The organism is Nocardiopsis valliformis DSM 45023, assembly GCF_000340985.1.
Taxonomy (GTDB): Bacteria; Actinomycetota; Actinomycetes; order Streptosporangiales; family Streptosporangiaceae; genus Nocardiopsis; species Nocardiopsis exhalans.
Genome location: NZ_ANAZ01000007.1, coordinates 14,248 through 34,986, shown reverse-complemented (window position 1 = coordinate 34,986; position 20,739 = coordinate 14,248). Strand labels below are relative to the sequence as shown.

At 70.6% G+C, this 20,739-nt stretch carries 15 protein-coding genes; 6 read left to right on the top strand and 9 right to left on the bottom strand.

Annotated elements, in window-relative coordinates; translation table 11 throughout:
- Positions 1-2 precede the first annotated feature (2 nt).
- The gene (locus D457_RS0107525; RefSeq protein WP_017580037.1) at positions 3-575 is read left to right on the top strand and encodes a hypothetical protein; all 573 of its coding nucleotides are present in this window, start codon (positions 3-5) and stop codon (positions 573-575) included.
- Positions 576-588: 13 nt separating this feature from the next.
- On the opposite strand, the gene treZ is transcribed toward D457_RS0107525, so the two are convergent.
- The gene (gene treZ / locus D457_RS0107520) at positions 589-2,373 is read right to left on the bottom strand and encodes a malto-oligosyltrehalose trehalohydrolase (RefSeq protein WP_017580036.1); all 1,785 of its coding nucleotides are present in this window, start codon (positions 2,371-2,373) and stop codon (positions 589-591) included.
- A gap of 121 nt (positions 2,374-2,494) precedes the next feature.
- Between treZ and D457_RS0107515 the strand changes: the two genes are divergently transcribed.
- Positions 2,495-4,666, top strand: a complete 2,172-nt coding sequence (locus D457_RS0107515) for a hypothetical protein (RefSeq protein ID WP_152514172.1) — start codon at positions 2,495-2,497, stop codon at positions 4,664-4,666.
- Between the two features lie 132 nt (positions 4,667-4,798).
- On the opposite strand, the gene D457_RS0107510 is transcribed toward D457_RS0107515, so the two are convergent.
- From D457_RS0107510 to treY, 4 genes are all read right to left on the bottom strand, one after another.
- Positions 4,799-6,214 carry an outer membrane protein assembly factor BamB family protein gene (locus tag D457_RS0107510; RefSeq protein ID WP_017580034.1) on the bottom strand — a complete coding sequence of 472 codons (1,416 nt, stop codon included), beginning with the start codon at positions 6,212-6,214 and terminating at the stop codon, positions 4,799-4,801.
- A 108-nt stretch (positions 6,215-6,322) separates the two neighbouring features.
- Positions 6,323-7,210, bottom strand: coding sequence for a YwqG family protein (locus D457_RS0107505; protein ID WP_026116433.1), 888 nt, complete (start codon positions 7,208-7,210; stop codon positions 6,323-6,325).
- 62 nt (positions 7,211-7,272) lie between these two features.
- Positions 7,273-8,178, bottom strand: a complete 906-nt coding sequence (locus tag D457_RS0107500; RefSeq protein WP_017580032.1) for a putative RNA methyltransferase — start codon at positions 8,176-8,178, stop codon at positions 7,273-7,275.
- Positions 8,179-8,248: 70 nt separating this feature from the next.
- Positions 8,249-10,600, bottom strand: a complete 2,352-nt coding sequence (gene treY / locus D457_RS0107495) for a malto-oligosyltrehalose synthase (RefSeq protein WP_394297034.1) — start codon at positions 10,598-10,600, stop codon at positions 8,249-8,251.
- Between the two features lie 283 nt (positions 10,601-10,883).
- On the opposite strand from treY, the gene pstS reads away from it, so the two are divergent.
- A complete protein-coding gene (gene pstS / locus D457_RS0107490) occupies positions 10,884-12,062 on the top strand; it encodes a phosphate ABC transporter substrate-binding protein PstS (protein WP_017580030.1) in 1,179 nt (392 codons plus the stop codon).
- A 197-nt stretch (positions 12,063-12,259) separates the two neighbouring features.
- Here the strand turns inward: pstS and D457_RS0107485 are convergent, their stop codons facing one another.
- Entirely contained in the window at positions 12,260-13,972 is a 1,713-nt protein-coding gene (locus D457_RS0107485) for a glycosyltransferase (protein ID WP_017580029.1), read from the bottom strand.
- 312 nt (positions 13,973-14,284) lie between these two features.
- Here D457_RS0107485 and D457_RS36630 point away from each other — a divergent pair, with 312 nt between their 5' ends.
- Positions 14,285-14,491 (top strand): hypothetical protein, encoded by a 207-nt coding sequence (locus D457_RS36630; RefSeq protein ID WP_026116430.1) that lies wholly within the window; start codon positions 14,285-14,287, stop codon positions 14,489-14,491.
- Positions 14,492-14,521: 30 nt separating this feature from the next.
- Here the strand turns inward: D457_RS36630 and D457_RS36385 are convergent, their stop codons facing one another.
- The 3 genes from D457_RS36385 to D457_RS0107465 form a co-directional block, all read right to left on the bottom strand.
- Positions 14,522-14,692 carry a membrane protein gene (locus tag D457_RS36385; RefSeq protein ID WP_017580028.1) on the bottom strand — a complete coding sequence of 57 codons (171 nt, stop codon included), beginning with the start codon at positions 14,690-14,692 and terminating at the stop codon, positions 14,522-14,524.
- A gap of 93 nt (positions 14,693-14,785) precedes the next feature.
- Complete coding sequence (locus tag D457_RS0107470) at positions 14,786-15,811, bottom strand: C40 family peptidase (protein WP_017580027.1); 1,026 nt, start codon at positions 15,809-15,811, stop codon at positions 14,786-14,788.
- A gap of 491 nt (positions 15,812-16,302) precedes the next feature.
- Entirely contained in the window at positions 16,303-18,201 is a 1,899-nt protein-coding gene (locus tag D457_RS0107465) for a S9 family peptidase (protein ID WP_017580026.1), read from the bottom strand.
- Positions 18,202-18,427: 226 nt separating this feature from the next.
- Between D457_RS0107465 and D457_RS0107460 the strand changes: the two genes are divergently transcribed.
- Complete coding sequence (locus D457_RS0107460) at positions 18,428-19,267, top strand: glycerophosphodiester phosphodiesterase (RefSeq protein WP_017580025.1); 840 nt, start codon at positions 18,428-18,430, stop codon at positions 19,265-19,267.
- Between the two features lie 9 nt (positions 19,268-19,276).
- The gene (locus tag D457_RS0107455; protein WP_017580024.1) at positions 19,277-20,674 is read left to right on the top strand and encodes an MFS transporter; all 1,398 of its coding nucleotides are present in this window, start codon (positions 19,277-19,279) and stop codon (positions 20,672-20,674) included.
- Positions 20,675-20,739: the final 65 nt, after the last annotated feature.

Here is a 20,739-nt window from a genome sequence, read left to right as displayed (position 1 = left end):
GGATGAAACGCACTATCCCTTACATACTGGCCCTGCCGATCCTGCTCGCCACCGGTTGCGGTTCCCCGGAGCAGGAGGTGTCCCTGGGCCCGCCGGCCTCCGACGAGTCCGCCACCGACTCGGGGACCGAAGCGGTGGACCCGCCGGAGGAGACCGGGCAGGGCACCGGGGAGGAGCATGAGGGCGGCGAGACCGGGCACGAGTACGCCTTCGGTGAGGGCGCCGCCTTCCCGTACCCGGTGGGTGCCTACGAGCACGAGTACCAGGACGGGGTCGAGGAGGACGTCGTCTACACGGTGGACGACGTCGTCCTCGGCGCCCCGGGGCAGGTGGAGTTCACTCTGACCGTGGAGGTCCCGGACCTGGGACGGGTCTTCGGAACCGCGTTCCTGGAGGCGCAGTGCTCCTACGGAGAGCACACGGTCTCCGCCACCGCAGGGGAGCCGTTCGGGGAGCTAGAGGCCGGGACCCACACCACGGACATGGTGTGCGATCTGCCCGGGTCCCCTGACTCCGTGCTCGTCTCCGTGACCCACGGTTTGGACGAGGCGCACTTCCGGGGGCCGGTGGAGTAGGCGGCTCCGGTGTTCAGACCCGCAGCACCGCGAAGGACTCCCCCGGAACGCTGACCGCGGTGCCGTCGATCCGCGGACCGCCGTTGGCGAGCAGGAGTTCCCCGGGGGCCGCGTCCAGCTCCGCCCGGGTCTCTTCGAGGCCGAGGTTGCAGACCAGGCGCAGCGAACCGCGGGTCAGCACCAGTGTGCGGCCGTCCTGGCTGGCGCGGACGGCGAACCGGTCCAGGCGCGGGTCGCAGAGTTCGGGTTCGGCCCGGCGCAGGGCGATCAGGGCGCGGTAGGTGTCCAGGACCAGCTTTCGCGGCTCGTGCCCGGGTTCGGACCAGTCCAGGACCGCTCTGTCGCGGGTGGCCGGGTCCATGGGGTCGGGGATGTCCTCATCGGCCCAGCCGAGGGCGGCGAACTCGCGGCGGCGGCCCTTGCGCACCCCCTCGATGAGTTCGGGGTCGGTGAACGAGGCGAAGAACGGCCAGGGCGTGGTGGCTCCCCACTCCTCGCCCATGAAGATCATCGGGGTGTAGGGCGAGCAGAAGACGAGGGCGGCGCCGCAGGTGAGCAGGCCGGGTGTGAGGTGTTCGCTCATACGGTCGCCGCGGGCACGGTTGCCGATCTGGTCGTGGGTGCTGAGGTAGCCGAGGAAGCGGCTGCCCGGGACGAGGGCGGTGTCCACCCGGGCCCCGTGCCTCCTGCCGCGGAAGGTGGAGGGGGTGCCGTCGTGCCAGAAGACGCGCCGCAGGGTCTCGGCCAGGACCTGGGGGCCGTCGAAGTCGGCGTAGTAGCCGTGTTTCTCGCCGGTGAGGGCGACGTGCAGGGCGTGGTGGAGGTCGTCCGACCACTGGGCGGTCATCCCGAGCCCGCCCGCCTCCCGGGGCAGGACGGTGCGCGGGTCGTTGCGGTCGGACTCCGCGATCAGGGAGAGCGGACGGCCCAGACCAGCGGCCAGGGCGTCGGCCTCGGCGGAGAGTTCGGGCAGGATCGGCACGGCCCGGTCGTCGCGCAGGGCGTGAACCGCGTCCAGGCGGAGTCCGTCCAGGTGGTAGTGGCGCAACCAGTCCAGGGCGCCGTCGACGACCAGCCGCCGGACGGGATCGGAGTCGGGCCCGTCCAGGTTGAGCGAGGGCCCCCAGGCGTTCTCCCCGCAGAAGTAGGGGCCGAAGCGCGGCAGGTAGGCACCGGAGGGGCCGAGGTGGTTGTAGACCACGTCCAGCAGGACCGCGAGGCCCCGGCGGTGGCAGGCGTCGACGAACCCCTTGAGGGCGTCGGGGCCGCCGTAGGGTTCGTGGACGGCGGCCCACAGGACGCCGTCGTAGCCCCAGCCGTGGGTGCCGTCGAAGGCGTTGAGCGGCATCAGCTCCACGTGGGTGACGCCGAGGTCGACCAGGTGGTCGAGGCGGTCGACGGCTGTGGTCAGGGTCCCCTCGGGGGTGAAGGTGCCGACGTGGAGTTCGTAGATCACGCCTCCGGCGAGCGGGCGTCCGGTCCAGTCACCGTCCGCCCAGGCGTGGGCTCCGTGGTCGTACACCCGGCTGGGTGCGTGCACCCCGTGGGGTTGGTGCAGGGAGCGCGGGTCGGGCAGGGGTTGGGGGTCCTCGTCCAGGAGGTAGGCGTAGTCCGAGCCGGGTCCGGCGCCCGCCACCCGGACGTGCCACCAGCCGTCAGGGGCGCGTTCCATGGGGTGGTCGGTTCCGTCGACGCGGACCCGTACGCGGCGGGCCTGGGGCGCCCAGACCGAGAAGTCGCCGTGTACGCCGAGTCCGGGGGTGGCGGGCCGGGTGGGTTGGGTCACCAGTTCGTTCACGCAGGGTGGCGTACCCCGAGGTGAGGCGGCCCGAACCGTCTCCGACGACACACTCCCCGGTTCGGCCCCGGACCGGCCCCGGATCGAGTGTGCGGGCGGGTGATCGCTAAGGTCCTACGACATGACCCCGAGTGACGACGCCCCCGCACGGCCTCCTGCGCCCCTCCTCCCGGAAGGCTATCTCGATCGCCTGCCTTGGGGACTTCTTGGCATCGTGTTCGCCGTCCTGGCCCTGCCCCCGGTGGCCGTGGCGATGCTCCTGGCGGTGGCATCGCCCTGGTTCCTGTCCCACCACGGGGTGCTGATCAACGGCGAGCCGCACCTGTACACGCCGCTGCGGGAGATCCTGCCCGGGTGGGTCCCGTTGGCCGCGGTCGTCCTGCTGATCGTGCTGGTGACCTACTCCTGGGCAGCGGCAGTGGGCTTCCAAGCCCTGGTCCACGACGACCGGCCTCGGCCATTGCGCACCGCCCTGCGCGACGCGGTCAGGACGCTACCCGCCACGGTGGTGGCGTTCACGGCACCGGTGGGCCTGTATCTGTTGCTCTCCCAGTCGCTGTCCCCGGTGTGGGCCGTGCCGGTCTGGTCACTGCTGTTCGTCGCCCTGCCACCGCTGTGGTTCCCCCTCGCCGGGGTCGCCCTCGGCCCGGGCGCGTGGCACGAGGTCCTCTCGGTCCTGCTCCGCCGGCCCCTGCGGCGGGGATGGATCCTGTGCCTGCTCGCTCCGCCCGCCACCCTCGCGGTGGTCGAGATCGGCTTCGACCGGGTGACGGGCCCCGGCGGCGCGATGTTCGTGCTGGCCCTGGCGGTGGCCGGTCTGACCCTCTCCGCGCGAGCGCTCACCCTGGCCGCGCTGTTCCACCGAGACATGGACCGGTTCGAGCAGGGAACCCTGCCCGGGCCCGGCGAGCCCGGTGAGGACGGCGAAGAGGACGACAAAGTCGGCCCCGGCGGGCATGCCCTCGTCACAGGCCCGGTCCCGATCCGGAGCTGGGCACCGACGGCCTTGGCCGGGGCAGTCCTGGTCTGGCTGTGGGTCCCCGTTCCCCTGTTCGAGCGCACCGTGAGTGACGGCCCCTGGGACGTCCCCCGATACGACCAGTGGTCTACAAGCGCGGGCAAGAACCCGCTCAACGAGCCCTCTCTGCTGCTCGCACCGGACGGGTCAGTGGTCGTCCTGGGCTCAGATACGGCCCTGTGCGCCCCCTCCGAAGAGTGCGATACCTCCGGTGAATCGAACACCAACGGACCGACGATGATCACCGACGACGGTCTGCGCTCGGTAAGGCTTCCCAACTCTGAGGACGATCCGCCCGGATCCGTGATCTGGGAGAAGGACGGCTGCGGCGGGAAGAAGGGCTGCCTCGACGACGACGTACTCCTCCTCGCCCCGAGCGAGGCCGACAGCGATCAGGAAGCGGCTGAGGACTCCGCGGACGGCGATCGGACCATCTGGGACTGGCAGGACAACACCCAGGTCTGGATGGAAGAGGGGGACGGGCGCGCTCACGTGGTCAGCGCCGTCCCCTCATCAGACTTCGATGAGGCGACGCTCACCCTGTTCGTGTGCCAGAACGCCCGTTGCAGCCATTACTCCGCCACGGGGCTGACGGACACCGCCGAGTACTTCTGGAGCAGATCGGGTTTCCCGAGCACCGTGTACAGCGGACTCGTCGACATCGCGGTCGCCCCGGACGGCAGCGCACGTGTGAGCGTTCACAACCCGGACTCTGGCGCCCTCACCCTGTACTCGTGTGCGGGGACCAAATGCGCCGAAGTGACCGAGACCAACCTCGTCCCAGCCTCCGGCATCACCCGGACCTCGGACCTGAACTACCGGCGGCACGCCGGTGCACAGGTACGGGTACGCCCCGACGGCACTCCGGCCATCGCCTACCGGGATACCCGGGACGGGGCGGTCCGCTTCCTGGACTGCGCCGACGAGCATTGTGAGCGCTTCACATCCGAGGAGGTGTTCGGCCCCGGCTGGAACCGGCCCGCCCCGGCCATGGACCTCGACCCGCAGGGCCTGCCCCGGCTGCTCGGACACGACCTGGAGTCACGCACGATCGAGTACGTGAGCTGTACCGACGCCTCCTGCGCCGAGACGGAGTCGGCGACGGTGGGATCGTACCCGGCCGCCCCGGGGTGGGTGGCGCTGCGGGTAGACGATCGGGGCCGACCGGTGATGGCGTGGCTGCGCCTCGGCGAGGAGAAACAACCGGACTCCGCGGAAGTGCTGCGTTGCGAGGACTCCGCATGCTCGGCCCTGGTACCCGCCGGCCGGCGTTGAACCCCGCAGCCCGGCCGGTCACCAGTCAGCTCGGAATCGGTTGGGCCGACCATCCGTCAACCTCATCGTCGGCCAAGCCGATTATTTGCTGACCTGATCGCATGCCGATCCGGCCAGCAGGCATCCTGAGTATCACTCGTCCAGGTTGACCGTATAGAGTCGAGGCCGCTCACAAGGAACTCCCTGGTACCCGCTCTGGGCGCCGGGCTCGCCCACGCCGTCGGGGGCGCAGGCCAGCGCCATGGCGAACTCGTCGGTCCGCAGGAGCCCGTAGGTGCCCAGCCCCACCGGTCCTCCCCGATACCCTCCGGTTTCGACCCACGAGGTCATCCGATCCTGGTCACGGCCGGTGCGGGCTTCTCGCCGCGGTGCCACCTCTGCCAGTGACTCGACCTCGGTGCCCTCGTTCAGCGGCTCTCCGGTGGCCGCGTCCAGGAGCGTCCCGTTCAGGTGCCTGAAGGCTGGCCCGGAGCGTGTCTCCACTGGGGTCAGGCCACCCCGCCTCGCTCCGCCCTCCCACAGGAGCTCGTCGTCGGCGAAATCGTAGGCGTACTGCACCCCGGCCTCTTCCGAGTTGAGCACGACGTAGCCGTCAGGATGAACGCCGGACAGCGTCGAAGATCTTCGCAGCCCTTCGAAGCCGTCCGTAATCAGGTGTTCGAGTTCTCCGGTGTGCGCGTCGACCCGGACGAACCACCCGGTCGACCGGTGCAGTGCCAACAGGTCGGAGTCGCGCCCGACAATCCAGGTGAGGTAGGCGTGGGGACCGTAGGCGCCCACGTATTCGAGAACGTCATTCTCGGTGTCTTCTTCGGTGTCGTCCTGTCCGAGCCCGGTCCAGACGACCTCGCCCCGGTCCAGGTCGATCGAGGTGAACAACGGATTCCGGTCACCGCTGCGGAAGAGGGCGTGGCCGTCCACCACCGAGGTCAGCGTTCCCAGGCGATGCGACGTCCGCACCACCGTCTCCACCTCCCCGTCATCGGGGTCCACCACCACCAGCGCTCGCTCGAAGCGGGCGAGCAGGGCGTCCCCGGAGTGGTGGAGGGCGCTCAACCCGGTGTGCAGGAAGGTTTCCCTGTCCAGGGCCTCCCCCAGGTCGACCCGCCAGCGCTGTTCACCGGTGGTCGCGTCCAACGCGCGGAACCGGGTGTTCTCCGCATACACCACTGTGCCCTGGCCCTCGATCTCCACGGCGGCGAACCGGCCCGCTCCGGGCCACGAGATGCCCTCCAGGCTGTGCGCACCGGTGTCCGCGTGGTGCAGGCCCAGGGGTTCGTACGTGTTGGCCCGCAGCAGGTAGGTGCCCTCCAGCGGCAGCGACCAGCGCAGTTCGCCGTCCTCAAAGCATTCGTCGGCGCGTTCGCCTCGGCACAGCAGATCCTCATCCGGGCTGATCGCGGAGGGCTCGGAGTAGTAGGACTTCTGAAAGGCGACCAGGCGCTCCTCGATCGGGTCCTCGGAGGTACCGGCATCCGCCGTGATGTCGGGGGCCACCGCACAACCGGACAGCAGTACGGGCAGCAGGAGGAGGCAGAAACGGCGCATGGCGGGCAGCCTACCGAGCGTGTTCACACACCGCTGCCCCGGGACGGACCTGTTGCGTGCGAACAGGGCGGGCCCGCCCCGACGTCAGGCGTCGGAGCGGGCCCGGTCCTAGGAGCAGTCGAAGTGGTGGGTGAAGGGCCGGTCCGGACAGGTGCGGCACTCGAAGACGTACACACCTCCCATGTCGCCCAGCATCAGCCCGTGCGGGCGTTGCAGCTGGACTCTGTCACGAACGTCCAGGTCGCCACCATCCCGGTCCTCGACCGGAATCCAGGTACTGCTGCCGTCACCGTCGTACTCAACGCTCGAGACGGTGAGCAGGTGTTCCATGGTCTCCCCGCAGCCCTCGCACTCGGGCCAGAGCGGGTCCTGGGTCCAGCTCGGGTACCCGCCCATCTTGATTCCGGGGGCCTCCGCCAACTCGTCCTCATATTGCCACCCGGTCTCCTTCTCCAGCTGTTCGAAACGCTCCGACAACTGGTCAGAAAGATCTTCTGGCAGGTCCCAGCTCGGGTAGTCGACCACCGGCTCGGGGTGGACCACGCACGGGGCGGGAACGTGCTCGGCTCTGGCCCCGTCCGGTGCGGGCGGGGTGGAGCGCACCTCGCCCAGCGAGGCGGTGGTGCGCCAGTACACCCGGGGCAGCGGGCAGTAGAGGCCCGGGGGGTCGAAGGGGCACCACAGGACCTGGAGGAGGTCCTTCCCCGGCGGGAATTCCACCCCGGGGGCGTCGTTCCGGTGGAGCTGCACCACCGGGACGAAGTCGGGCGCCCCCTCGATCTCCACGGCGTCCTCGTCCCTGCCGAGGTCGTGTTCGGCCTCGCAGGTGGGCCAGGGCTCGTCGGCGGGCCACAGCAGGGGACCGCCCACGGAGCTCTCGTGGACCGCGGGATTACCCCGGCGCGGGTGCAAGCGCAGCGCCTCGCGCCGCCAGGGGCGGAGTTCGGGGAAGAGCTCCTCGACGTCCACGGGGCGGGGTGGGGTAGTCCTGGGCATGGGGGCCTTCCGGTCAGCGAGACAGTGGAAGGCAGCCTAGGACGCGGGTACGACGTTCCAGATCAGGTGTTCCGCAGTAGCGGCCGGTAGGTGCCCAGGCGGACCGAGGCGGTGGTGCGGAAGGGTTCCGGAAGCTTCGCCACGCGTTCGGCGAGTTCCTCGGGGCTGACGTGGCGGGCGCTGGGGCCCATGCCCACCACGGTAAGCACGTCCTCGTGCGCGAGTTCCATGGTGAAGCGCAGGTCCCGGCTGGAATCTAGGGTGAAGTGGTCCCTGAGGCCCTCGGCCAGGCGCTCGTCCTTGCGGGGGTCGACGGCCAGCAGGCCCAGCGCCTCGCGGGGTTCGGTGAGGTGGTCGGCGGCCGGGGTGACGACCAGCAGGACACCCTCAGGCTTGAGGACACGGTGGAACTCGGCGGCGTTGCGCGGGGCGAAGACGTTGAGCAGCGCGTCGGCGGTGTCGTCGGCCAGGGGCAGGCGGCGCCAGGAGTCGGCGGTGACGGCCCCGCTTCGGGGGTGGGCCTTGGCGGCCTTGCGGGCGGCGAACTTGGAGACGTCGGTGGTGAGGCCGACCGCGGCGGGCAGTTGGTCCAGGACCTGGTTCAGGTAGTGGCTGGTGCCGCCGCCGACGTCGACGATGACGCCCCCGTCCGCGAACCCGGCCGCACCGGTGCCCGTGAGCTGCTCCGCCAGGGCCAGACCGATGGGGTCGTAGTGCCCCTTGGCCTGGAAGCGCAGGCGGGCGGCGACCATGTCCTTGCTGTCCCCGGTCCCGGGCGGGGTCGCTCCGGTGAGCAGGCCCGCGTAGCCCTCGCGGGCGATGTTGAAGCTGTGCCCGCTCACGCAGGAGAGTCCGTGCGGCCCCTGTTCCAGGGGGTCTCCGCAGACAGGGCAGGTCAGGGCGGCCGCGACGGAGGCGGGCATGCGCAGCTCGGGGCCGCTGTGGGTACCGGTACGGGTGTTCGTCATGATCGCGGTCAGCCTACCGGCGCCCGCCCGCTGTGCTCGCCTCCACCGCCCCGGCCCCGGCCCTTCGCGCTCAGCTCCTGACCAGGACCGCCACCGGGTAGCGGTCGAGCAGCTCCGCCAGATGGGCGGTGACCAGGCCGTCCATGCGTTCTGGCGCCAGGGTCCGGCCGGTGAGCCGGTCGGTCCACTCCCCCGGCAGCAGCGGAAGCACTGTCTCGCCCCAACCGCCCGCGTCGGCCAGGGTCACCGGCAGCCGGGTGGCCACCACCGCCAGCGCGGGTCCGTGCGAGCCCCGGACGGTGCGGGCGAAGGCCAGGGCGTGGTCGGCGGCGGGGCCCTCGGCCGCCAGCGGGAGGTAGCCGCCGGGGTGGAGTTCGGCGCGGGTGCGCAGACAGGTGCGGACCAGGTGGAGTTTGGCGGCTCCGGTCTCGTCCACCGGGGGCCTCCACCCGGACTCCAGCCGGGAGAGGAGTTCGGCGCGCAGACGGTGGTCGACCGGCCTGCGGTTGTCCGGGTCGACCAGGGACAGGTCCCACAGTTCGGTGCCCTGGTAGACGTCGGGCACGCCCGGGCCCAGGAGCTGGACGGCCTTCTGGCCCAGGGAGTTGCTCCACCCCGGCCGGTCCAGGGACTCGGCCATCGCCCTGACTTCGGCGTACAGGTCGGCGTCGGCGCGCAGCAGGCCGGGCCAGGCGCGGACGCGGTCCTCGAAGTCGGGGTCCTGGGCGGTCCAGGAGGTGCCCAGGCGGGCCTCCCGGGCGGCTTTGAGCAGGTACTCCACCAGGCGTTCGTCGCTGATCGGCCAGGCGCCCAGGAGGGTCTGCCAGCCGAGCAGGTCCAGCGAGGGTTCGGGCAGCGGGGCGCGTGCGCTCCAGCGGCGCACGGCGTCGGCGAAGTCGCCGGGGATCTCGGAGAGCACCGTCAGGCGGGCGCGTACGTCCTCGGAGCGTTTGGTGTCGTGGGTGGACAGCGCGGTCATGGTGTGCGGTTCGGCCGCCTCGCGGTGCAGGTTGGCCTCGTGGAAGGCGGCCACGCTGACCCCGAACTCGGCGGGGTCACCGCCCACCTCGTTGAGCGCCACGTAGCGGGTGTTGCGGTAGAAGGCGGTGTTCTCGGTACCCATGGCCACGACCATGCCGCTGGTCTGCTGGACTCGGCGGGCGAGTTCGCCGTGCGGGTCCTCGCGCACGGCGCGGTCGAGGGTCTTGAGGACCGCTTCGAGGTCGGGGCGGCGTTCGGCGGCGGTGCGCACCGCGCGCGTCCAGGCGGGTTCGGCCTCGGGCAGGTAGGACCGGTAGACGTCGAAGGAGGCCAGGAGTTCGGCCACGGCCTCCTCGGTGTGCTCCGATGCGGGCAGCAGCGCGGCGATCCGGCGCACCTCGGCGCGCAGCAGTTCGTTGGCGGCGTGTGAGCGGGCCTGGTGGTCGACGTCGGCGGTGTCGGTGGGCACGCCGTGTTCGCGGGCCAGGGCGGTCAGGACGGGTTCGGCTTCGGGGTCGACGAAGACCCCGCAGACGGTGCGCAGCGCGTCGTAGCCGGTGGTCCCGGCCACCGGCCAGGAGGCGGGCAGGGTCTCGCCGGGGGCGAGGATCTTCTCGACCACGATCCACCCGGGGAAGCGTTCGGCGAGCCGGCGCAGGTAGCCGCCGGGGTCGCTGAGGCCGTCGACGTGGTCCACCCGCAGCCCGTCGGCCCTGCCCTCGTCGGCCCAGCGCAGGATCTCGGCATGGGCAGCGTCGAAGACCCCGGGGTCCTCGACCCGTACGGCGGCGAGGTGGTCGACGTCGAAGAAGCGGCGGTAGTTGAGTTCGATGTCGCCGCGCCGCCAGGAGACCAGCCGGTAGTGCTGGCGTTCGTGAACGTCGGTGACGCTGTCGCCGGGGGTGAAGGTGCCCGTGGCCAGGGGGAAGCGTTTGTCGAAGTAGACCAGGTGGCCGTCGGCGAGGGTGAGCTCGCTCAGGGCCGCGCGCCCGTCGTCTCCGTCGTCGCCTAGGACCGGCACCAGGACGGGCCCGGAGTCGAAGTCGACGTCGAAGCACCGCGCGTAGACGGAGTCGCGGCCGTGTTCGAGGACGTCCCACCACCAGGGGTTGGCGTCGGGGCGGGCCACGGACATGTGGTTGGGCACGATGTCGACGACCACCCCCATGCCGAGCGCGTGCGCGCGGGCGGCGAGGTCGGCGTGGGCCCGTTCACCGCCCAGTGACTCGGAGACCCGTGTGGGATCGGCCACGTCGTAGCCGTGGTCGGAGCCTGGGGTCGCGGTGAGGATGGGTGACAGGTACACGGCACCCACCCCCAGCCGGTGCAGGTGGTCGAGCAGCTCGGCCGCCTCGGCAAGACCGAAACCCGGTCGTAGCTGCAACCGGTAGGTCGACGCGGGTGTCCGGTGGCCGTTCACGGAGGTACTGTGCGCACTGATCACGCAGGTTCCGTGCCCGCCGGTTCGGCGTGTCATGCATGGTCCGGGCCACTCGTGCACGACCGTCTCCGACCCGCCGCGGACCGACCCTGCCGACAACCTTCACCGGCGGAAAACTCCTCGTTCACCTGCCGTCCACCTGACGTCCCCCGGTGCGCCATGGATGCGTCCGGTTCCGCACACACCCGCGTTGGGGAAGGTCGTCCGGTAATGATTAAATTCTTCGGCGGTGTTCCATTACCAGCGACAACGCGCCGGGAACCGGTGGCGAGCGGTGAAGACAATGAGGACCACCGACACCGACGAAGGGGATAGAAGCAGCGTGCTCCCGTCCAACAAGCACACCCGCACCAAGGACCGTTCGAGCGCCTACCGGGGTGCGGCCTCGGCCGCGCTGGCCGGGCTTCTGCTGGCGACCACGGCCTGTGGCAGCGACGACGCCGTCCAGGGCTCGGGGCCGGCCGTCCCCGACGACCTGGAGTGCTTCTCGGGCAGCCTGCACGGCTCCGGGTCCAGCGCCCAGGAGAACGCGATGACGACGTGGATCGCGGGCTACCAGTCGGCCTGCGAGGACGCGCGCATCTACTACGACTCGATCGGGTCGGGTGGTGGCCGCAACCAGTTCATCGACGGCGCCGTGACCTTCGCCGGAACCGACGCGGCGATGGACCCCGAGGAGAACGCCGACGCCCTGGCGCGTTGCGACGGCTCCGACACCATCAACCTGCCCGCCTACATTGTGGCGATCGCGGTGGTGTTCAACCTGGAGGGCGTCGAGCAGCTCAACCTGCGCCCGGACACCCTGGCGCGGATCTTCGACCAGGACATCACCCGCTGGAACGATCCGGAGATCGCCGAGGACAACCCGGAGCTGGACCTTCCGGACCTGGCGATCACACCGGTCAACCGGGCCGACGACTCCGGCACGACGAAGAACTTCACCCAGTACCTGACCAAGGCTGCCCCCGACTCCTGGCCGCACGAGTCCGACGGGCAGTGGCCGATCACCCCGCGTGAGTCCGCGCAGGGCAACAGCGGTATCGCCGACACGGTCTCGCGGGCCGAGGGCGCCATCGGATACGTGGAGATGTCCCACCTGCACGGTCTGTCGACCGCGAGCATCGGCGTGGGCGAGGAGTTTGTCGACATCTCCCCCGAAGCGGCCGCCAAGGTCGTGGCCGACTCCCCGCGCCGCGAGGACAACACCAACGAGTTCGACCTGGCCCTGGAGCTGGACTACGGCACCACCGAGCCGGGCAGCTACCCGATGGTCCTGGTCAGCTACGAGACGGTGTGCCTGGACTACCCGGACGAGAAGGAGGCCGAGCGGGTCAAGGCGTTCCTGAAGTACGTGGTGAGCGAGGAGGGTCAGGCCGAGGTCTCCGAGGAGACCGATTCCACCCCGGTCAACGACACCCTGCGTGCCGAGCTGCTGGCCTCCATCGAGGCGATCGGTTCCTGATGCGGCTCCGGTGGGGGTGAATCACCCGCCGGAAGCAGGATTTTCGGGCACGTCACAGCGGTGGCGCGCCCGTTTCACGCTTGCGATCGGGTACCTTACGCACTGACCGCGTCGCGCTCGGTGATCTTCTCTCGGCGGGTGCCGTGGTGTTTGGCGGGGTCCGCCCGCACTGGTCGGTGCCTTCCCCCACCTGCCCGTCAGCGGTCGGACCCCCAGGTTCGACTCTGCCCGTCCGCCTCGTCGGGCATCTCCCGCCCGCAAGCCCGGCAGGCGCGGTGCCACAGTGAACGCAGTCGGGCACGCAGTCCCCGCCGCCGCGGCCGTGCCTCCTGACCGGCACTTTCGTCAGCGCCTTCGGCAAAGCCCTGCGCGAAACCGTTCTCCTTGGGTCGGGCGTCCTCGTGCCGGACATCTTCGGTGCCCGGCACGGTGCCTTCAGAGTTCTCCGATCTGAGTGCCGCGCGGGGCGGGGGCGGGACCGAACGGTGCAGGGTGAGGTCGATGAGCGTGCCCTCGCCGCCGTGGATCCGGTAGCGGCCGTGCAGTTCGGCGACCACGTCGGCCAGGTCCTCCTCGTCCCCGCACACCCGCATGGCGCGGGCCAGGGCGCGGGTGCGCCACAGCCGGACCCCGGCGTCGCGGGTGGGCGAGGCCGCCAGGAAGAGTTCGGTGAGTCCGGCGCGGGCGCGTTCGGCGCTGGCCAGCAGGCGGGACAGGGCCAGTTCGCCCACCCCCCAGGCGACCGGGACCTGGAGGAGGAAGGGTGAGGGAAAGCCGGTCCTGGGCGCGGTGGAGGCGAAGGAGATTCGGGGTTCGCGCAGGTAGTTGGCCTGAACCAGGCGAAGGTCCAGCTTCGGTCCCTCGCATCCCCCGGCGGCCGCCTCAGCGCCCTCCCAGTCGGCGACCAGGGTCACGGTCAGATCGGTCTCGGTTCCGCCCAACAGCCGGTCCACACAGCCGCGGACCAGGTTGTAGGGGGCTCCGGACACATCCACCACTGCGTGCACCAGCGGGGTGCGGCGGCGCGGTTCGGGGACCCGTTCGCGATAGGCGTGCGGGTGCGGCATGAGTTCGGCCAGGACCTCGGTGCGGAAGCGTTCCGAGGGCAGGCGGGTGCGGGCGGTCGAGGCCGGGCCCACATGCCAGGCGGTGGCGGTGCGCTCGGGGACCATGACGGCCCCGGCCTGCCAGAGCCGGTAGCCGAACTCGGTGTCCTGCCCCAGGTCCAGGTCGGGGTCCACACCCCCGGCGGCCTCGTAGAGGCTGCGCCGCACGGCGGCCGCGGCACCCAGGTAGGCGTGGAAGCCGAGGTGGTCGGCGTCGCGCAGGTAGTCGCTCTGGGTGAGGAGGCGCTCGATCCAGTTGTGGCGCCCTCCGGTGTCCAGGTCGCGGTAGAGGTCGCCGGAGCGGGCAGCAGCCAGGAGTTCTTCGGGGCCTCGGGGTTCGGTGGCGGAGAAGCGGACGCGGCCGAGGGTGACGCATTCGGCGTGGACGTGGTGCCAGCGGGCCTGGGCCTCGACGAACTCAGGGCAGGCGATCATGTCGGCGTCCATCCACATCAGGATGTCGCCGGTACTGGAGTGCGCGCCGTAGGCGCGGGCGTATCCGGCGCCCCAGCCGCCGTCGGGCGCACTGACCACCCGGCAGCGCCGTGGTCGGTGCTCGGGGAGTGTCAGGGCGGGCACGGAGTGGTCGTCGACGACCACGACCTCGAAGAGCTGCTCGGGGTAGGTCTGGGCGGAGAGCGAGGCCAGGGCCAGGTTCAGCCGGTCCTGGCCGCCGCGGGCGGGGATGATGACGCTGACGGTGAGTTCCGGCGTCCAGCGTCCGGTGGCGGGGGGTGTCAGCGCGCTCCAGTCGTTGCGGAAGACGCGGGCGGCGACCCGTTCCACCCGGCCACGGTGCGACACCCCGTCAACATGAGACCCTACGTGCTTATTCAGTGACACAGAGTCACTATAGCGATGTTTCCCCACAGAGAGTGAGTTCCGCCCCGCTGTATCCGCGTGGCGCGACCCGAGCCCTGTCACCGCGACCCCGCACGCGCGCGCCGGGCCGGCGGCGGTCCGCCCCGTGGAGCTGCTCGGCGGCGGCCGGTACGCGCTCGGCCAGTTGACCCTTGCCGCTTTCCTCACGTCACACCGCTACGACCGCAATGTCCGGAGGTTGCGGGACCGCCACCGGCCCCGGCGTCGGGGCCGGTGGCCGGACCGCACTGTCTGATGGAGCTGCCCGAGGCGGTACGTGAGGAGGACGTGTGCGCAGAGGCCGCATTGCGCGGGCTGGCCCTGGAAGGATTCTCGGCCTTTCGGCAAGGCCTCGGCGATGGCAGGTCCGCGCTGGTCATCAGCTACGGAGCGGACGGACCCCATCTGCTCCGGACAGCGCTACGGGCGGCCGTGGACTCCGTGGCCGCCCGTACTTCCTGAAAACCCTGTCTCCTGAAACCCCGGCATCGGTCAGCGGCCCGAAGACTCGGAATTGAGCATCCGGACGCCGAGGAAGACGATCCCGACGACCAGGGCGATCATGACGACCCACACCAGCAGGCCGATGATCACCGACAGCAGCCAGAAGAGGGCGATAACGGCCGCGACACCCGCAGCGACCTTGAGCAGAAGACGTCCCATGCGCCGAAGAATACGCGGCCTTCCCTACTGGTGGAACCCCGGCCCGCACTCCACGCACTGGATGCGGGCCGGGGGGCAGATGACCCGGGTCGGTCAGCCCGGGCGGACCGCGCTGGTGAAGACGCCATCCCAGTAGGCGGCCAGGTTGACCTCCTCCAGCGGCTTCGACGGGTTCGAGCCGTGGATCATGTTGCCGTTGCCGGAGTAGATTCCCACGTGGCTCGGGGCCGAGACGCTGTAGAAGAACAGCAGGTCGCCGGGCTGGAGCTGGTCGCGCGAGACCGGGGTCCCCGCGTTGACCTGGTCGTAGGTGACCCGCGGCAGGCTCACCCCGGCCTGGGCCCAGGCAGCCTGGGTCAGGCCGGAGCAGTCGTAGCCGTTCGGGCCGGTGCCGCCCCACACGTAGGGCTTGCCGATCTGGGCGCGGGCGAAGTCCAGGACGGCCTGGACGTTACCGGAGACGGCCGCGGTGCCGCCGGAGGAGCCACTGTCACCGGCCGCGCCGTTGTCGTCGGTGGCCTCGGTGGCCTCCCCTGCGGTGGGGTCGACCCCGCCCAGGCTCTCCAGGACCTCGGCCTGCTCCTCCAGGGCGGTCTCGCTCTGGGTCACGGCCGCTTCGGCTGCCTCCAGGGACTCGGCCGCGGCCTGCTCGGTGGCCTCGGCAGCGCTGTGGAGCTGCTCGGTGTTGTCGACCTCGGTCACGTAGTCGGCCAGGGTCGTCTGCTGGCCCTCGGAGATGAAGTCAAGGTCGGCGATGTTCTGCAGTGCGCTGTCCGCGTCACCGCCGAACAGGACGTCCATCGGGTTGTGGGTGGCGCCGGTGTAGGCGCCCTGCACGATGACCGAGATCTGGCCGGACTTGGCTTCCAGTTCCTTCTGGGCCTGCTCCAGCTGCTCCTGGAGGTCCTCCAGCTCGGCCTCGGCCGCCGCGTGGTCCTCCTGGGCCTCGTTGTAGACCGCGTTCAGCTCCGAAAGCTCCTCCTGGAGCTCCTCGTAGCGCTCACGGGCCTCCGACTCGGTCGGGTCGGCCAGCGCCACACCGGAGGACAGCATCACGGCGCCGAGGGCGACGAAGCCGACCGTCGTGATACGACGCGTGGGTTCGGGGTTGCGAGTCAAAGCACCGACTGCCTTTCTCCCACACCCGTTTACCGGCACTTGGGCATCCCGAAGGCACACCGAGGGACGGCGTGGGGATGCGCGGAGAGGGGGATCCGGCGGCGACGAGAAGGGTCGCGAGAAGACACCGGGCGTTGTGACGGCCTCTGCTCATGGGAAAAGGACAGCTGTTGAGCAGAGTGCAACGGCAAGCCGGACGCTGTCACCCTGGTGGCGACGAACTGGGGCGTTCCGACCTGGGGGAACACTAATTCATCCCCTGGACCGCACGCGACCCTTTCGTTACTTCCCGGTGGGCAACCCACCCGCCTCGCGCGGAGCGCGTCACGCCCGGGAAGCCCGCCGGGGGCGCGGGTGGCGAAGGTTTGTTCCCGACCAGATCGCACCAAAACCACACCAAGCGCCGACTTGACCGTGATGCGTATCACATTAAAGAAGGGAAGGGGCCGGGCAGCGATGACGCCCGGCCCCTCGGCCTCACCGACCCGAGGTCACAGGTGGCGGGCCCACCAGTCCAGAACCGCCTCGAACCGGGCCACCCGGTGGCTGGGCAGACCCGAACGCGTCAGCTCGTGCCCCTCACCCGGGAACAGCAGCATCTCGGTCTCGTGCCCGCGCCGCTTGAGCGCCACGTACAGGCGCTGGGCCTGCTCCAGCGGGCAGCGCCAGTCCTGTTCGGAGTGGATGATCAGGAACGGCTTGTCGATCTGGTCCGCATAGGTGAGCGGGCTCTCCTTGGCCCAGTTCTGCGGCGGACCGTACAACGGCTCCGGGAAGAAGAAGCCGATGTCGGACGCCCCGTGGAAGCTCTCGATCGCGTTGACCGCGCGCTCGCTGATGGCCGCGCGGAAGCGCTCACCGTGGTGGGCGGCGATCCACGAGGTCATGAACCCGCCGTGCGAGCCGCCCATGACACCCACCCGGGAGGCGTCCAGGCGTTCGTCCTTGAGCGCCTCGTCCAGGAAGGCCAGGACGTCGACGGAGGTGACCGCGCCCACCGACCCAATGATCGCCCGCCCGTGCTCCTGCCCGTAGCCCGACGAACCGCGCGGGTTGCAGTAGAGCACCGCGTACCCGGCCGCCGCGTAGACCTGGGTCTCGTCGAAGATCTGCCAGCCGTACTGGGCGAAGGGGCCGCCGTGGATCATGAGCACCACCGGATGCGGGCCCTGGCCCTCGGGCACCACCAGCCAGCCGTGGACCTCGTTGCCGTCCGCGGTGCGGGTGGTCAGCTCGGTCGGCGTCAGCGGGTCCAGCGCGGGATCGGCGAAGGAGGTCAGCGCGCGGGTGCCGTCCTCGGTGATCACGTACAGCTCACCGCTGTCGCGGACCCCGCCGGCCACCGCGACGGTGACCCCGCCCGCGTGGTCGAAGCCGCTGACCTCCACGTGGCCGCCCAGCAGGGTGGTGCGCACCCCGCCGGGGCTGACCAGGTACAGCTCGACCGCGCCCCGGTTCTCACCAGCGACCAGCACACCCCGCCCGGTCGCCTGGGTGCGCACGCCCATCCGGGGGTCCTCGGTACCGGTCAGGCGCCGGGGCTCCTCGGAACCGTCGAAGGGCACCGACCACAGACCGGTCACCCGGCCCGCGAAGTCGACGAGCTCCGGGCCCAGTTCGTCACCGAGGAAGTACACGGTCGCGCCGTCCTCGGACAGGCTCACCTCCCCCGCGAAGAGCTCTCCCCGGGTGATCCGCCGCGGCTCGGCCCCGGCCTCGGGGAGGCAGGCCCACACATCGCTGACCAGGTCGGTGTCGCGGCTCTCGTGCAGGGCCGCGTCGAACACCAGGGCGGTGCCGTCCGGGGTCCAGACCGGTCGGCCGTAGTCGTAGTCCCCGTCGGTGACCTGGACCGGCTCGCCGGGCTCGCCCGAGGGGTCGACGGGCGCGCTGACGAAGACGTGCTGACGCCGGTCGTTGGTGAAACCGAGGTTGTCCAGCCGGTACTTCAGAGCGGTGATCCGGCGCGGCGGCTCCTTGTCCGGCGTGCCGTCCACATAACGCTTCTCCTCGGGTACCCGCGCGTTGTAGGCCAGGCGGGCGGAGTCGGGGCTCCAGCTGAAGGCACCCGCCCCGAGGGGGTGGTCGGTGATCTTCCACGGCTCGCCGCCGTCGGCGGGCAGGACGTGGATCTGGGGACGCTTGCCCTCGTCGGGTCGCAGGAACGCAATCCAGCGGCCGTCGGGAGAGTAGACGGGCGCGTTGTCCCGGTCACCGCGGGTGAGCTTGCGGGGCTGTTCGGAGCCGTCGGTGGGCACACTCCACAGGGAGCCGAGGTAGGCGTCCTCCTCCAGGTCCGGCCGGGTCACGGCGAAGACCGCCCGGTCACCGTCGGGGGACAGTGATGGTGCGCTGATGCTGTGCAGGTGAGCGATGTCAGCGGGTTTCATACACGAGTGGCGGCCACACGGTGGCGCGGTCCGCCGTCTCCTTCCCTTGGCTACGGAGGTGCCCCTGGCCGGAGTAGCCCCGGCGAGGGACATCACACCCGGACCCTATCGACGCCCGACCGGACGCATCTAGACCTTTCCGACTTTTCGGGCACCACCAGGGCCGGTTCGGCACAGCGCGGCGGGGACGAACAGCACCCGCCCGGGAACCGTCATACTTCAGAGTGTGACTCACGCGTACCTTTCCTCCCCCGTGCCTGTCGCCCTCGCCCACCGGGGCGGGTGGCTCACCGACGACCAGGGCGTGCGCCGCACCGAGTTGGAGAACACGGCGGTGGCCTTCCAGCACGCCGTCGACCTCGGCTACACGTATCTGGAGACGGACGTGCACGCCACCAGCGACGGCGTGCTCATGGCCTTCCACGACGACACCCTGGACCGCACCACCGACCGGGGCGGCGCCATCTCCGCGCTGCCCTACCGCGAGGTCGCCCGCGCCCGGGTTGCGGGCAAGGAGCCCGTCCCCCTCCTGGAGGACCTGCTCGCCGCCTGGCCCGAGGCCCGCTTCAACATCGACCTCAAGGCCGACGGCGCCGTCCTGCCCCTGCTGGAGGTGCTCCGCCGCACCAACGCCTGGGACCGGGTGTGCGTAGGCTCCTTCGACCAGGACCGCCTGGACCGGGCCCGCCACCTGTACGGGCCCCGCGTGGCCACCTCCTGCGGCCCGGTAGACGTGGCCCGGCTCCGGCTGGCCTCGCTGTCGCCCCTCCTGCGCCCCGCCGCCAGCCGCGCACCCGTCTGCGCCCAGATCCCGCTGAGCCACAACGGTTTCCCGCTGCTCAGCCGGGACGTGATCCGCGCCGCCCACCGGCTCGGCATGCAGGTCCACGTGTGGACCATCAACGAGACCGAGGTGATGGAGCGGCTGCTCGACGCGGGGGTGGACGGCATCGTCACCGACAACACCGCCGGGCTGCGCGAGGTGCTCCGTCGCCGCGGCCGTTGGAACCCGGGCAGCAAGCAGGGCAAGACCCAGGGCAGCACGAGAACCCCGAAGAACGGATAGCCCCCTCACATGGCCTCCACACCCTCTGCGCCGGCAGCGGACAACTCACCGTCGACCGACCCGCAGCAGCGCAAGCGCGAACAGCGCGGCTGGTACACCTACGATTGGGCCAACCAGGTGTTCATCACCTCGGTGGTCACCGTGCTCATCGGCCCCTACCTGTCCGGGCTGGCCTGCGCCGAGGCCGGAGCGAGCGGTGACTGCACCCAGCCCGGTCTGGCGCTCTACCCGCTCGGGGTCGAGTGGTTCAGCGTGCACCCGAACTCGCTGCACCCCCTGGTGACCACGGTCGCCGGGCTCATCCTGCTGGTGATGCTGCCCGTCGTGGGGGCCCTGGCCGACCACACCCAGCACAAGAAGAGCTGGCTGCTCTGGCTGGCCGCCCTGGGTTCGCTGTGCGTGAGCGGGCTGTACTTCACCAGCGACTACCAGGTCGCGGTGCTGCTGTTCATCCTGGGCAACACCTTCTACGGCATGTCCCTGGTGGTGTTCAACGCCTTCCTGCCGGAGATCGCCACCGCCGACGAACGCAACCGCGTGTCGGTGACCGGATGGGCGATGGCCTACCTGGGTGGCGGACTCCTGCTGGCCGCGCACATGGGGCTGCTGGCCTCCACCGACGCCCTGGGCATTGACGAGGGCCACGCCGTACGCATCGCCTTCGCGTCGGTGGGCGTGTGGTGGTTGCTGTTCTCGATCATCGGCATCCGCCTGCTGCGCAACCGCTACGGCAAACTCGCCGCCGAACCCGGACCGCCCAAGCTGGGCGCCTCGCTGAAGCAGTACTGGCGCACTCTGCGCGAGATGGGCAAGTACCGCAACACCCTGCTGTTCCTGATCGCGTTCGTGCTGTTCAACAACGGCATCCAGGCCGTCATCTACTTCGCGGGCAGCTTCGCCAGCCAGGACCTGGGCCTGTCCCTGGCGGTCCTCAGCGCCACCATCCTGCTCATCCAGTTCGTCGCCTTCGCGGGCGCGCTGCTGATGGGCTGGATCGGCCGCCGCTTCGGCACCAAGAACACCGTGCTCGCCAGCCTGGTCGTCTGGTGCGGGCTGGTCACCTGCGGCTACTACCTTCCGCCGGGCGACCCGGTGCTGTTCCTGCTGCTGGGCGCGGGCATCGGCATGGTCCTGGGCGGCACCCAGTCACTGGCCCGGGCACTGTACTCGCTGCTCATCCCGCGCGGCCGCGAAGCGGAGTACTTCAGCCTCTTCCAGCTGGCCGACCGGGGCTCGGTGCTGCTGGGCGCCGCCTCGATCACCCTGGTGGTCAACCTGACCGGTGGGTTCCGCACCGCGATCTTCTCCCTGGTGGTGTTCTTCATCATCGGCGGGATCCTGCTGTGGCGCACCAACCTCAAGGAGGGGATCGAGGCGGTCGGCAACAAGGTGCCCGCCAACCTCTGATCCGCGCTCCGGTCCGGGAACCCGGCAGTCTTGCGCTCCCGACCCGCACGTGCGAAAACGTCGTC